The organism is Sphingobacterium psychroaquaticum, from assembly GCF_900177625.1.
Taxonomy (GTDB): Bacteria; Bacteroidota; Bacteroidia; order Sphingobacteriales; family Sphingobacteriaceae; genus Sphingobacterium; species Sphingobacterium psychroaquaticum.
Genome location: NZ_FXAU01000004.1, coordinates 129,145 through 144,268 on the forward strand (window position 1 = coordinate 129,145; position 15,124 = coordinate 144,268).

Sequence of the window (15,124 nt, forward strand, 5' to 3'; positions counted from 1 at the left end):
AAAAACACAATAGCTATGGGAATAGAAAGCAAGAGACAACAACGATTTGCAGGCGTGATACAGCAAGATTTAGCAGAACTTTTTCAGCGTGAGGGAAATAGCTGGGCGCCTGGCGCTTTTATTACAGTAACAAAGGTCAGAGTAACGCCAGATTTGGCAATTGCTCGCGTTTACTTAAGTTTCTTGAACACGAAAACAGCAAAAGAAGACCTCGAACAAATCCGTAAAAAAACAACGGAGATACGTTTCAAACTTGGCACACGCATTAAAAACCAAGCGCGAATTGTTCCTCAACTCGAATTCTTCCTCGATGATACCAACGAATATGTAGAGCATATGGATAAGCTCTTCGACGAAATAAGTAAAGAAACAAGACAACCAGATTAATCTGGTTGTCTTGTTTCAACCCTATTTGTTATCATGCCATTTGCACTTGACGATCAACTGATTTTCCCACACCCTTCTTTAGCCGATGAAGATGGACTTCTCGCTATCGGAGGTGACCTTTCCAGCCAACGCTTATTACTCGCCTACGAACACGCTATATTCCCTTGGTTTTCGGAAGACACTCCCATCCTTTGGTATGCGCCACATGAACGATTTGTTTTGAAACCCGCACAAATGAAAGTATCCAAGAGTATGCGTCAGTTTATGCGAAACACCAAACTATCGGTACGAAAGAACACGAATTTTGCCGCTGTAATACAGCATTGCGCTACTGTGACTCGTTCGGGGCAAGATGGCACTTGGATCACAGCGGATATGCAAAAGGCCTACATACAGTTACACAACCAAGGCATTGCTCATAGCATAGAAACATACGATGAAAATAACAAGCTTGTCGGCGGTCTCTATGGGGTTAAGATAGGTCGTGTTTTTTGTGGGGAGAGCATGTTTGCTAAACAAAGTAATGCCTCCAAACTCGCTTTCATTTATCTCTGTCAACAACAAAGTATCGATATCATAGACTGTCAAGTATATACCGAGCATCTCGCTTCACTAGGGGCGGGGTTTATTTCGGGAGAAACCTATTATGAGATTCTGCAACAACAAAAACCAAACGACCATGCCCTTTAAAACACATTTTGATATCCCTGATCATCTGATTTACATCAACACGCCAGGCAACGGGCTCATGCCGAGGAGTCACTATCATTGGCGATCGGAAAGAGAAGCATCCTTTTTTGCTCCTGAGGGTAATCTCCGGGACTTGCAGCCTCAATTTATACAACATGTGCGTCAAGATATTGCGGCATGCTTCGGAACGGATTCAAAACGTGTTTATTGCACGCCGAATTTTTCGTTCGGTTTCAATGTTTTGTTGGAAGGACTACCCAAGAATAGCCGATTTTTAATCATTGAGGGTGATTACCCTTCCTTGAACTATCCCATCATAAGTAGAGGTTTTGCTTACCAAACAGTGGAAATAAGCGAACGGATAGAGGAAGATCTCTGGCATAAAATAGAAACAGATGCGCCCGACGTATTAGCCATCAGCATGGTCCAGTATATAAGTGGCTTAAAGATTGACCTCTCCTTTATCAAAAAACTAAAGGCAGCTTTTCCAAACCTATTGATTATAGGGGATGGCACACAATTTATTGGTACTGAACCCTTCGACTTCGATAGTTCAGGATTTGATGCCGTAGGCACTAGTGGATACAAATGGCTCATGGCAGGTTTTGGAAATGGCTTTATTATGCTCAGCTCCGCGATGGAACATACCATCTACCAAGATGCAAAAAAGAAACAAAGACCACAGGAAACGATGTGGATAAATAAAACCATACTACATACTTATTTTGAACCCGGACACCAAGATACGCTCAGCCATGGCACGTTGCAGCAATCATTATTATTCTTACAACGATTAGGTTTACAGCACGTAAAGACACACCTAGATTCTTTACGTGCGTATGCATATGGTTTATTTAAAGAGCGGCAGCTGTTGCTTCCCATCGCGGCGAACAGAGACATAAAGTCATCCATCATTAATTTGCAAATAAACCCCGACCTATATCCAAAATTAACAGAAAAAGGTGTATGTTGCTTTCCGCGCGGAACCGGGATTCGCATAGGTCTTCATCTATATAACGACACGACAGATATCGATCGATTAATACACATTGTTGATCATCTATAACATAAAGAACATGACATATAAAATAGGAGATTTAGTTCGTTTTGTTGACGAACCTATTGAAGGACACATCACCTCCTTCCAAGCTAATAATATCGTTGGCGTGACAGACGAAACGGGCTTCGAGATTCCTGTACCTCAGAATAAAATAACCTTGGTACATGGTAACATGAAGCGCGAAGACGATGATTTGGTGCGTACACCAACCCCCAATGCTCCATTCATCGAACGAGGCATCTTTCTCGCTATTGAGGGCGAACAAAAAGAAGGGTTAGCAAAATTCTTTATCGTAAACCGTACGTCATATGATATTTTGGTAAGCCTTTCCGAAATCTCCGGAACCAAACGGACCGGCCTTTTTGCGGAGAAGATAATGCGTAAAGATTTTGTTCAGGTTTACTCGGCAAACTTTAGCAACTTGGGTAAATGGCCAACCTTCCAAATTCAAATCATAAAACACAGTAAGCACCCACACCAGCCAACTGCCCCCATCGATAAGGAGTATCGTGTTAAACCGTTGGATTTAGTCAATTCCAAAGAATTAGACGAAATAATGGACAGTAAAGTCTGGTTGTTTGAATTGGACAAACCCGAGGAGAATATCGGTCTGGATAAATTGAAAGATCATTTCATCTCCCACAGACCAAGCAAAAAATAAATGAGAGGCCTAGGCCTCTCATTTATTTGGTATCTGCATCTATTTTCTTGACGCTAAAAACAAGGATGAGCGCACCTATAAATAATACAATCCATCCCCATTTTAAGTGCAGGGTCTTTGACAGTAAACCATCCACAAACTTCATCCCAAAATAGTTGTTTATTTTAAAGTATACTGCAACGAATCCCAGTACACACCAAGCTAGATAAAAACGAGTCAACCATCGAAAGACCGAAACCTTTCGCAGAAAAAAAGCCAACATACATAAACCCAGTATACCATTCGTTATAAAAAATAGACTCACATCCGTTTGATACAAATTCCAGTTGCCTTTTATGGGCACCCTAAGAAAAGGTAAAAAAACAGGTGCTAACACGGAAATAATCATCCCGACTATTGCCATGGGTTTACGAAGTATATACATAGGACTAAAATTATATGCAAATGTTGGAAATTTTATGGATTTGCAAAAGAACTATTAATACACAAGTTTAGTCACAAAATTAGGATCTTCAATTTCCGTCAATTTAGATTCCTTTTCTAAGATCGGAGCATACTTTGAGCGCGCTTTTGTCCATCGACCTAAAGTCATATTAAACTCACCACCAAGTATATAGAAAAACCCTGCATCTGAAGGTGTATTATAAGTCAAAGCGGTCGTATTCGTACCACTTCTATAAAACGGTTGTTCTTCTAGGGTGATCGGATTAATCACATCATAAAAATCATTGTTTGCGATTTTATACCCGTAACCATTTCCAAACAGTGTACCGCCAGTTCCCACGAACATAACATCTTCAGGAACTGAATTAGCATCAATTTTCGTCCCCTGAAATATTGATATACCATACGCATTACCACTATTAGCTAATAAATTGGTTGTTTTTGTTCCTACGCCATCAAAACCATCTCTCGTATTATACGCATAAGCCGTAATCCAATTTGCATCTGCAATACTGGTAGACCCTGTACTCATAATCAACTTACCTGTTCCTCCCACATAGAAAAACTCCCCCTTCTTCGCTACCCCCGTAGTCAGATTAAACTTATAGGTCCGCAAACCACCTGTTGCCCAACCTTTAGCGGGATAACCAATAGGTGTAGAAGCGCCTGCATTATTCGTGGTAATTACTGCATAAGGTGTTTTCGAAAAATCTATATCTTCGGTCGCCATAAACTGCATATACTCATAGTTAGCGTCCGTTCCTCGCGGATCATTAGACCATCCTGTGATAATCACCTTCGGAATATTATAAACAGATTTAAGCTCGACGATATCACTTGCAACACGTGGCTTTAAATAAGGCACTAAACTATCTCCCTGTACCTTATTCAGTATTAATCCATAATAGTTACCCATGCGGTATAATGCTTTGTCAGCAAAATTCGCCGTTGATTCCGTTCGCAGCAAAAGGTTACCAAACCCATCGTTTAGCTGCCAATCACCCGCCAATTTTGCACCTGTTTCTGGGATGGGGTTAAAACCACCCTTCACCACAACAGTCATTGTGCTTTCATAGGCGTTTGGATTTGCAAGCACCTGCGCTACATTGACTTTTTGGTATGCCACAGGAAGTCCTCGTGACACCCGTTGAATCTTACTTCCAGAAATATTACTCAACTGAAGGATACCTTCTACACGATCCAACATCGCCCCTTTGATATCGACTAAGATAGAATCTCCTGGCAAATAATCTTTTGCTTCCGAGCCTAAGTTTAATGCTAAGCCGCGCAAGAATCCTAATCGACGTGCGTCTTGAACGAACACCAAATGCTCTGGAATATTGCCCCCGCTATGGTCAGAAGTAACAAGCACCGCTAATTTACTCGAGCCATCTAGATTCGATTCATTAAGTTCCACCGCTGCATTTTTATAAATATTTCGTACATCATATGTACCGATAAATGGACTGATCTCCCCGCCAGGGTAATTACCTTCACTACACCCCCACAAAAGTAAAGCTGCACCAATGGCGATCATTAATTTTTGTATGTTATTCATCATGATTACTCTTTTTTAAGGCTTCTGCCACCAAACTTTAGTATTAATTTCATCAGCACCCTGTTGTTGTACCGCCAGCTTGTAATTTGTTGGATTAGAAGACTGCACATAAAGTGGATACTGCATACGAGCCGGCATCTCGCCGTTATTTTTCAGACCGGCACCTTTAGGCAATACCGGGTAGCCTGTACGTCGATACTCATACCACTGCTGCATATCCACTAAGAACAGTGCAAAGTATTTGAGCAAATGGATCTGCTCCAACTGTTCTTCAAAGGAGCCATCGGTTTTCCATTCGCGATCTGATGCCATCAGGTGATCCTTTATATTGTCCGCCCAGGTAGGTGTCCAAAGTTTGATATCGTTTTCCGCTCCGCTATAAAAAAATGATTCCGCCGTCCCATTGGTGATCCATCCTCGCAAGGCAGCTTCCGCTTTTATAAACTGAACCTCCGAAAAATTCATCAAAATACCGGTCATCGGATCCGTCTGTAATGTATTTCCAGTACCACTATTCTGATCGCTGGAGAAAAAGTAAGACATCTTACTATAGTCTTCCGAAACCGCAGCATAACCACTAGGCACGCCAACAAAATCTCCACCGTAGGTAGCAATTCCCCATCTGTTGGTACCATTCTTACCGTAAAGTGGGATATTAATACGAGGATCGTTCGTATCGCGCAAATAGTCAATAAAAAAGCTACAGATTGCCGTTGCTCTAAAATCTTGAACCCGCGTACCTGCATAAGGCGAAACATAAGCACCCAATCCTGTCCATTTTAGAATCGCACTATCATCATTGCTGGTCATAATAGGGTAAACACTCGTATTCGTTTGTAAAATTTCCTGAATCTTTGGAATAACATAGGCCTTTACCTCCTCCTTATGCGAAGCCCGCAATAGGTGACGTAAAAACAAAGAATTACCAAGCTTTCTCCATTTTGTCAAGTCACCAGCAAATAAAGGATCTGCCGTTCCTTCAATAGCGGTAGCTCCTGTTCTCAAAAGTGTATTCGCTGAATCCAGCATTTTAAACATCCCCATATACACATCCTGTTGACGGTCAAATTTTGGTTCTAAGATGAGTGAATCCCGGCCCAAATTAGATTCTGTAAATGGAACATCCCCATAAGTATCTGTCAATACACCATATGAATAGGCTTGCATGATCAATGAAATCGCTTGGTATGAACGGCTAAAATTAATCTCGTTCAACGCTTTTGCATACATGTCTTTGTAGTTCGACAGCTGCGAAAAATGTCCATTCCATGTATGATCAGACCAGCTTCTGCGAAAGTCGTAACGGAACACTTTTCCATCACTATCGCCCAGTGATACGGTCACTTGCATCAGCTCATTATTGAAAGAACGGTTACGAGACATGTTGTTGCTAATGGTATTAATTAGCGCGTTTGCCAAAAACTGTTGCGGATAAGCTTCCGTCGTTTTGGTCGGATCGGTATTCAACTCTTCAAATCCTTTGTCACAGGATTGCAGACCAATCAAGCTCAAAAGAGCAGTATATAATAAATATTTTAAGTTCATGATGACGCAATTTAGAAACCAACAATAAGATTAAAACCGAAAGTCCGGGTAGAAGGGAATTGAGCAATTTCAAATCCTTTAACGATATCGGAACCACTAATTGTCCCGAACTCAGGATCAAATGCAGGCCACTTCGACCAGATAAATAAGTCTCGCCCATAGAGTCCAACAGTAGCTTTTTGGAGTCTCAGTGAACTCAGCATCGATTTAGGCAACGCATAATCGAGGCGTACCTCCCTCAGTTTTATAAAATCTGTTTTGTAGGTACTTCCTTCGGCGTTGTCTCCCCCATAATGCGAACGATAGTATTCATCTATATTTTTTGCTATCACATCATTTTTACGGAAGGTACCGTCTCCGTTAGCTAAGACGCCATTACCTATGATACCACTGTAACGGCCGGGCAATGTATTGGTGGTCTTCCCTTGTTCAGCTAGTTTATAGTGCGTTAATGAGTGCGCTACTGCTCCCCACTGACCATCGAACAATACATTTAGGCGAATATTCTTGTAGGTAAAAGCATTCCCGATACTCGCTTTTCCTTTCGGGATCGTATTTCCCAGATAGACCACATCGGAGGTCAACAGTGCGTTCCCTGTATTGGGATCATAGATAACCTGTCCATCAGGTGCTCGCTGATAGCCAATACCATACAAGTCTCCCATACTTCCGCCCTCAAAGGCAACGAGTTGTCCATTCCCCACTGAACGTTGTTGCAGCACAAGCGAACTATCTGCTAATTCCACAATCTTGTTCTTATTGGAAGTGAACGTCAGACTGGATGTCCAATTAAAGCCACCTTTTTTGACTATATTTTTGGTATTCAATGCCACCTCAACGCCTGAATTACTTACCTCCCCAATATTCATCAAGTAATTTCTATTTCCAGAAGCAGCATCGATTACACGATACAAGTGTTGATTATAAGTATTGCCTTTGTATAGCGCTAAATCTACGTGAATACGACTTTTGAACAAGCGCACATCTAGACCACCTTCAATAGAACGTGTACGTAAAGGTTCAATATATGGATTCACTAAAGTCGACGGGTTGGCTAAACCACCAGGCAACAGACTGTTCGGATTCGTGAATGAAAATTGGGTCTGATAAGGACGCTGTACACCAGAACCTACGTTGGCATAGGAAGCACGAACTTTTGCAAAGTTGATTGCTTTTGGTAATTTAAACACTTCAGAAAACACAAAACTACCATTTACCGAAGGGTAAAAGAACCCTTTTGCTTTATCCGGATATCCCGGAGCCGCCAACGTACTGGTCCAATCCATACGTCCCGTTACGTCCATAAAGAGAAAGTCTTTGTAACCTGCCGTAAATAATCCGTAAAAACTATTTACTTCTAAATTTTCGAGCCCTTTAGAAAATTTGGTTCCATACTTATTGTTGTTATGATTATAGACACCTGGGAACGTTAAACCATCGGAAAACAAGCTTTCGATTCGGTACTCATTCTGACGTGTACTTCCTCCAACGATAGCAGACAAATCCCACGTTTTATTAATCTTCTCCGCGTATTTCAGCAAGAAGTCGGCGTTTGTCTCTTTGGAAAAGATTTCCTGCGTCCGGTGTGAACCTTCATTTAGCTTAGAACCGGCATCGTACGGCCTATTTTGCGTTCTATTTTCGGCCGAAAAGTCTAACGAAGCGCGCAATTGCGCGGAGAATTTCTTATTGAATTGATAAGAGGCTTGCGCATTTCCTGTAAATGTATGTCGGTTATTCGCATTTATAAACTCATATGAAATCGCATAGGGGTTCTCCGGGTAGGTACTGAAAGGATATTGAATCTTTAAATTCTCTTTTCCATTGACCCAATAGTCCCGTAGCCAATTGTAATCCGCATTCGGTTGCCAGAAAATATACCAGTACATCAGTGACTGGTTACCATATCCCGCTCCTGGCAGGTTGTCAGACCAACGGTTATTATAATTCACCTTCGCGGAAATTGACAGCTTATCACTCACTTTAGAGTTTACGGACAATGCGAACGTATTCTTCTTATATCCAGAGTTCGGAACAATCCATGAATTATTAACATTTGTGGCAGAAAACCGTGCGGTTGTGCGCTCTGTACTACCGTCAATAGTCACTGAATTTGTAAAGGTTTTACCGACATCCCAAAAATCATTGATATTATCGTACGCACGCCACGGTGTCCTTTCTTTCCCGACAGACTGTGTCAACGGATTATATTGAAAGAAATTTTGTCCGTCAAACCGAGGACCATAAGCCGAACTTGTGCCGCTGGTACTTCCACCGTCCGCAGAAGAGCCAAAAGAATAATGCGCCGCACCATCCAATCCTTGACCATACTCATATTGCAGATCCGGCGAACTATTTAACGTTTGAAATGCGGTATTCGAATTCAACGTAATACCGAGTCCTTTCTCTTTCTTAGCTCCCGCCTTTGTGGTAATAATAATCGCACCGTTCGCTCCTCTTTCTCCATACAAGGCGGCGGCGCCAGGCCCTTTTAATACCGTTACATTTTCAATATCTTCTGGATTAATATCATCCATGCTTGAACCATAATCCACCGGCATATTGTCTGACCCTGTACCATAAACATTGTCCGAAGCATTCGCCGAACGGCGACCAGACCCACTGTTTATCACGACACCATCAACCACGATCAAGGCTTCGTTTTCGCCGGTCAAATTATTTTCTCCACGGAGGATAATCTTTGTACCACCAACCGGGCCCGCATTCGAACGCATCAGGTTCAGACCGGCAACTTTACCGGATAGCGCATCCATCCAGTTATTAGACAAAGCGTTCGTGAGGTCTTCACCTTTCACCGTTGTTGTTGCATAACCTAATGCTTTCTCCTCGCGCTTGATTCCCAATGCTGTCACCACAACCTCTTCAATCTCCGTATCGATTGCTTTTAGGCTAATTGTTTCCTGTGCTTTGCTGACACGAAGCGTACGACGGTCGTAACCGACCATATTGAAGATCAAGGAGGTGCCCTTGACAACACTTTGCGAAAACAAACCAGCCGCATCAGTCACGCCAATAACTTTATTATGGACAAGGACGCTCACCCCTTCCATTGGTGCTCCTGTCGCTTGATCGACAACCTTAACACGCACGTGAATAAGTTCCTGATTAACCGTAGGGAATGCCGAAACATCCCTAAAGTGGCCTGTAGCATGCACATTAAATGCACAGCCCATTGACAAAACAAGGCCAATTTTGGACAAGCCTAAATAAAATTTAGTCATTTGCTTTAAGTAAAATATTGAGTTTAGTTTAGTTGAAAGTCTACAGTAAGATGCTGGTCACTGCGCACATACGCAGTAATAACATCATAAGAAATAGAACGCTGTCCTGTAGGAACAGTAATAATCTGCGTGGATCCAGGGTATAAAACAACATTTTTAGTCCCTTTACCTTTCTTCAACACAAGTTCGAAGTGTAAATCACTGGTATTTTTAAGCTCATAGTAACGCGTAACCGCACCTTTACTGTTCTCTTTTTCATGAAAAGCCGGCGTCAATTGCACACATGATTCAAAAAGATCCCGTACATGCTCCTCCTTTCCGAATAAGTATTTGCTCGACCATGCCACCGTACGTCCTGCCTCTAATGCTTCTCTTATTCCAGAAGTAGATCGTTCTTTGGCCATAACCAACGTCATCGTACGGTGAATTCCCTTCTGTTCGATATCATACTCGTGGGCAATAAGATTATGGATATCTGTATTTCCAATGACAGTAAGATTCCTGTCCAAAGCCCAATCCAATGCTTTTCGATGAAAACCAAAACCATTTACCACTTCGATGCCATGCAATTGCTTGGCTTGATACATCTTTTCTACAAAGGGAATCCATTCATACGAACCGGGGATCTGCGTCTCCTTCCATCCTGGATGGTTCCAAAATATAAAGGCCTTCTGATCTGCTACAGCCTGAATTGCCTTTTCATCCAATGAATTATCTGTGCGATCGGTAACTAGATTTTTATCGTCTGTAATATATAAAGCATTGAAATGCCCCGGAGGCGTGTTTCTCGTAACCTCAGTACCTTTTATTAACAGAATATTATGCTCTGCAGCCAAATCTTTGGCCAAAGCATATGACCTCAGATTTCCTGGTTTTACATCCTCGTGGTGTGGCGTATATTCAACATGTTCTGTAAAAGAAATCGCATCAAGCCCTTCCTTCCACGCCTCTTGTACACGTACATTGGGCCAAACATGCCCGTCTGTAAAAACCGTATGCATGTGAAAATCACATTTTAGAACATGAAGTCCTTTAACACGAGGGATATCGATAATATTTCTCTTTTTAGCATATTTAAACGCATCTAAACGAATGACATCTGAATCAACTTGCGCGGAGGCCGTACAAACACAAAAACCGATGAGGGTTAAAAGAAAATTTACTTTATTCATGGTTGGATTAATAATGTGCTGCAAAACTATCCCAACTATATAAACTAGGTGTTAACAAACCATTTCCAATTCCTTAAGAATTCCCACGGATCCGCAAACCAGATAACACTAGGTTTACATACGGAATCAAAAGATAAAAAAGACCGAAAGCGAGGGTACAGCAAGGAAGCGAGTACGGATATATGATGGAACCGTAAAAAAAATAAATGATTGTTATCACATTCTCTTGTTAAACAATTTTATAACAACCTGAAAAACAATATTATATATAAAAAAACAGCTATTTATAATCGTTCTAAATTCATTCTATTGACAGATTTTTGACAGAACAACACACCTTTTAATCTACATTTGTATCGATAATATTATTGAGCAGGATAATACTTTGAAGAATTTAAAAGTTATAGCATTCACCCACAAGCATGTCGAGCTAAAAGACTTGGGCAATTTGGTTATCTGTAACGAGGAGTTAGAAGATCGGTTAGCCAGTCTAAAAACTACCTTAGATATACCTGAGATTTTTTACATCGCCACTTGTAACCGTGTCGAATTTGTGTTTCGTGGTGCTCATGAATTATCAGATGAGTTCATCGCAGAATTTATGCATAAGATGAACTTTTGCGTTCCAAGTGATCGCTTGCAGTGTTACCTCGGTCAAGTCACCCGCTATGAAGGGATGGATGCCTTGAATCACCTTTTCCGGATGTCTTGTTCTTTAGAAAGTTTAGTGGTCGGAGAAAAGGAGATCTTGGCACAAGTACGTCGCGCATATGAAAGATGTCGTGAATCTGGCTTTACAGGAGACTACCTTCGCATGATGATGGATCGCTTAGTAAAAACAGCTAAAGAAGTATATACCTATACCAACATTTCCAGAAACCCTATTTCTGTCGTTTCTTTAGCCTATCGCAAACTAAAGGAAACAAAGCTCCCTGCAAATGCACGTGTTTTAGTTATCGGATCCGGCGAAACCAACCAAAACTTAGCCAAATACTTTAAGAAACAGCAGAATGCTAGTTTTGTGGTTTTCAATCGGACCCTAACAAATGCGCAAAAATTGGCGAAAGAATTGAATGCTGAAGCCTATCCTTTATCGGAACTAGGTCAATATAAAAAGGGATTTGATGTCATGATTGTTTGTACAGGATCTCCTGAAGCTATTATCGATGCCAATTTATATCGGATGTTACTCAATGGAGAAACCGACAAAAAAATTGTTGTCGATCTAGCTATTCCAAACGATATCGCCGAAGAGGTTCTCCAACAGTTCCCTATTCATTATATTGAGGTGAGCAGTCTGCAAGCTATTGCGGAGAAAAACAAGCAAGACCGTTATAATGAACTAGATAGCGCTGTAGCGATTATCGAACAAAACATCCAAGAATTCCTTCCACTATTAAAGCAACGCCGTGTCGAAGTGGCCATGCGCGAAGTACCGGAAAAAATCAAAGAAATAAAGTCTTTCGCACTCAACGAAGTATTTGCGCAAGACCTACAGGCGCTCGATCCACAAGCGCGCGAAGTGCTCGAAAAGGTTATTAATTACATGGAGAAAAAATACATTAAAGTCCCTATGTTAATGGCCAAAGAGATTCTGGTTAAAAACGCACAGACAGAAATTAACTAAGTCGCTCTTTCCCTAAAAATTTAGCCTAATTCTGACAATGATAGTCGGGATTGTATGACTATTTGGTTAAATTTGTGAGCATTTTCAACAGATAAATTATCTAATAGTGAACAGAAAACTTATAATTGGAACCAGAGGCAGTCAACTAGCCCTATGGCAAGCTAACTTTGTGAAAGATAGATTAGCCGAAATAGGTATAGAATCAGAGCTTAAAATAATAAAAACTCAAGGAGATATTATTCAGCACTTACGCTTGGATAAACTCGAAGGCAAGGGATTTTTTACCAAAGAGCTCGAAGAAGAATTACTCAGTTCACAAATAGACCTCGCTGTTCACTCGCATAAAGATTTACCTACTGTAAACCCTCCTGGATTAATTATCGCTTCGGTATCTGAGCGTGAAGACCCGGCGGAACTCCTGATCGTCCACAAAGACTGTGTAGATATCAAGAAACGTTTATCCTTGAAACACAATGCATCGGTAGGAACATCCTCGAACCGCCGTAAAGCGCAACTTTTATCGTTACGTCCTGACTTAGAGTTTACCGATTTACGCGGTAATCTACAGACCCGCATCCAGAAGTTACGCGATGAGCAGTATGATGCTATTATGTTGGCAAAAGCTGGAATTGCACGTATTGAGATGGATCTATCAGACTTTCATATCGAAGAGATTCCACCAATAGAAGTTGTACCAGCACCAGCACAAGGTGTTCTTGCCATCCAAATTAGGGAAAGTGATAGTGATCTCTTCGATATACTACAAAAAATAAATAACGCGGAGGTTGCCCAAACGATCGCTGTAGAACGAAAAGTTCTCAATATGTTTGATGCGGGTTGTCATGCACCATTGGGGTGTTACTGCCGCAAAACCAATGACGGTAAATATGAAGCATGGACATCCATTGCAGAAGATAACGAGGACTTCCCAGACCGCTATTACCTCCAATCGGAAACGACGGAAGGTATGGCAGAGAAGATATTTGCCAAGTATCAAAAAGATAGAAAACTTCCAAGTAGCGTGTTTATAACCCGCGACCTTGACGAGAACTCGTACTTAGGTCGATATTTAGCAAAGCATAACATCCAGGTGGATGCGCGTTCGTTGATACGCATCTATCCAACGATTAATAAATTGGACTCTTTTATCTTGAAGCGTGCTGATTGGATCTTTTTCAATAGTAAAAACGCGATCGATCATTTCTTCAAGTTGGAGCCATTAATCTTAAAAAAGACAAAAATTGCAGTATTGGGTAGAGGTTCCGAAGATGCGCTTCGCAAATACGATCGTATAGCGGACTTCTCCGGTGATAATCTTGGAATCCGAACAGAAGATATCGCCAAGGAGTTTGCAAAGCTAGTGGATGGCCAAACGGTATTTATTCCACGCGCAAAAGACTCCCTGATGTCGATCCAAAATGCATTGACAGAAAACACGCATGTCATTGATATGCCTATCTACGAAACTGTTTTAGAAGAAAACGTAGATAAGACCAACGCCGAAGTGTTGATCTTCACGAGTCCGAGTAATGTGGAAGCATATTTTCAAGAAAATTTAGTTGAACCCGATCAGAAAATCATTTGTATCGGTTACTCTACAGCTAAAGCCATTGAAGCTATGGGATTATCGTACACATTACCGTTTACTCCTGATGAGATCGGTTTATCAGAAGCCGTATTTGGATTAGAATACTAAAGAATAAAATAAGGGGCTTCAATGCCCCTTTTAAATATTACAAATTTTCAAATCATGTTACAACGTCCCAGAAGAAATAGAAAATCAGCTGTTATTCGCGATATGGTCCAAGAAAACCACCTATCAGCAGCTCATTTAATATTCCCTTTGTTTATTGTCGAAGGCCAAAATCAAAAAACAGAAGTTTCATCCATGCCGGGTATCTTCCGTTACTCGATCGACAACCTATTGCGTGAAGTTGAAAGCTGTCTTAACTTAGGACTTCGTGCTTTCGATTTGTTCCCGAATATAGAAGATTCCTTAAAAGATAAGTACGCTACAATTAGCTACCAGCAAGGAAATCTGTATCTCCGTGCAATCGAAGAAGTAAAGAAAAATTTCCCTGAAGCTTGTGTCGTTACCGATGTAGCGATGGATCCTTACAGCTCAGATGGCCATGACGGTATTGTCGAAAATGGCGAGATCTTAAATGATGAAACTTTGGCAATCTTAGGTAAAATGGCCTTGGCACACGCGCAGGCAGGGGCTGATATCATCGCACCTTCTGACATGATGGATGGACGTATCGGCTATATTCGTGAAGTACTAGATCAAAATGGGTTTACGAATGTTTCTTTGATGTCTTATACCGCAAAGTATGCATCTGCTTTCTATGGACCATTCCGTGACGCCTTGAACTCAGCGCCAAAAGCTGGTGATAAAAAAAGCTACCAAATGAATCCGGCTAATTCCCGCGAAGCATTGATCGAAGCACAACTGGATATGGAAGAAGGTGCCGACTTCTTGATGGTTAAACCGGGCCTTCCGTATTTGGATATTATTAAATTATTGCATGATAATTTTGATTTACCAATTGCCGCTTATAATGTTTCGGGTGAATATGCCATGTTAAAAGCAGCCATACAAAATGGATGGCTTAACGAAGAACGGGCAATTATGGAAACATTATTAAGCTTCCGTCGCGCTGGTGCAACGTCCATCCTTACCTACCATGCAAAAGAAGTGCTAGAAAAAGGATGGTTGAAATAAGTTCAATAAATCG

General features: G+C 41.3%; 12 protein-coding genes. 7 read left to right on the top strand and 5 right to left on the bottom strand.

Annotated elements, in window-relative coordinates; translation table 11 throughout:
- Positions 1-15 precede the first annotated feature (15 nt).
- From rbfA to B9Y69_RS11670, 4 genes are read left to right on the top strand one after another with little or no spacing between them, the layout of a single operon-like run.
- Complete coding sequence (gene rbfA / locus B9Y69_RS11655) at positions 16-387, top strand: 30S ribosome-binding factor RbfA (RefSeq protein ID WP_085473146.1); 372 nt, start codon at positions 16-18, stop codon at positions 385-387.
- Between the two features lie 33 nt (positions 388-420).
- Complete coding sequence (gene aat / locus B9Y69_RS11660) at positions 421-1,077, top strand: leucyl/phenylalanyl-tRNA--protein transferase (RefSeq protein WP_085473147.1); 657 nt, start codon at positions 421-423, stop codon at positions 1,075-1,077.
- On the top strand, positions 1,067-2,143 hold the full coding sequence (locus B9Y69_RS11665; RefSeq protein WP_085473148.1) for an aminotransferase class V-fold PLP-dependent enzyme: 1,077 nt from the start codon (positions 1,067-1,069) through the stop codon (positions 2,141-2,143). The genes aat and B9Y69_RS11665 overlap by 11 nt, the downstream gene beginning before the upstream one ends.
- 10 nt (positions 2,144-2,153) lie before the next feature.
- A complete protein-coding gene (locus tag B9Y69_RS11670; protein WP_085473149.1) occupies positions 2,154-2,798 on the top strand; it encodes a hypothetical protein in 645 nt (214 codons plus the stop codon).
- A 22-nt stretch (positions 2,799-2,820) separates the two neighbouring features.
- Here the strand turns inward: B9Y69_RS11670 and B9Y69_RS11675 are convergent, their stop codons facing one another.
- Genes B9Y69_RS11675 through B9Y69_RS11695 form a run of 5 tightly spaced genes read right to left on the bottom strand, consistent with a single transcriptional unit; the run spans position 2,821 to position 10,759 of the window.
- Complete coding sequence (locus B9Y69_RS11675) at positions 2,821-3,222, bottom strand: hypothetical protein (protein WP_085473150.1); 402 nt, start codon at positions 3,220-3,222, stop codon at positions 2,821-2,823.
- A 54-nt stretch (positions 3,223-3,276) separates the two neighbouring features.
- A complete protein-coding gene (locus B9Y69_RS11680; RefSeq protein ID WP_085473151.1) occupies positions 3,277-4,803 on the bottom strand; it encodes a DUF5689 domain-containing protein in 1,527 nt (508 codons plus the stop codon).
- A 12-nt stretch (positions 4,804-4,815) separates the two neighbouring features.
- Positions 4,816-6,345 (bottom strand): SusD/RagB family nutrient-binding outer membrane lipoprotein, encoded by a 1,530-nt coding sequence (locus B9Y69_RS11685; RefSeq protein WP_085473152.1) that lies wholly within the window; start codon positions 6,343-6,345, stop codon positions 4,816-4,818.
- An 11-nt stretch (positions 6,346-6,356) separates the two neighbouring features.
- Positions 6,357-9,587, bottom strand: a complete 3,231-nt coding sequence (locus B9Y69_RS11690; protein ID WP_085473153.1) for a SusC/RagA family TonB-linked outer membrane protein — start codon at positions 9,585-9,587, stop codon at positions 6,357-6,359.
- Between the two features lie 23 nt (positions 9,588-9,610).
- Positions 9,611-10,759, bottom strand: a complete 1,149-nt coding sequence (locus B9Y69_RS11695) for an Sb-PDE family phosphodiesterase (RefSeq protein WP_085473154.1) — start codon at positions 10,757-10,759, stop codon at positions 9,611-9,613.
- A 385-nt stretch (positions 10,760-11,144) separates the two neighbouring features.
- On the opposite strand from B9Y69_RS11695, the gene hemA reads away from it, so the two are divergent.
- The 3 genes from hemA to hemB all read left to right on the top strand — a co-directional run bounded on the left by hemA (position 11,145) and on the right by hemB (position 15,111).
- Complete coding sequence (gene hemA / locus B9Y69_RS11700; RefSeq protein WP_085473155.1) at positions 11,145-12,386, top strand: glutamyl-tRNA reductase; 1,242 nt, start codon at positions 11,145-11,147, stop codon at positions 12,384-12,386.
- A gap of 106 nt (positions 12,387-12,492) precedes the next feature.
- Complete coding sequence (gene hemC, locus B9Y69_RS11705) at positions 12,493-14,082, top strand: hydroxymethylbilane synthase (RefSeq protein ID WP_085473156.1); 1,590 nt, start codon at positions 12,493-12,495, stop codon at positions 14,080-14,082.
- Between the two features lie 54 nt (positions 14,083-14,136).
- Entirely contained in the window at positions 14,137-15,111 is a 975-nt protein-coding gene (gene hemB, locus B9Y69_RS11710) for a porphobilinogen synthase (RefSeq protein WP_085473385.1), read from the top strand.
- Positions 15,112-15,124 lie beyond the last annotated feature (13 nt).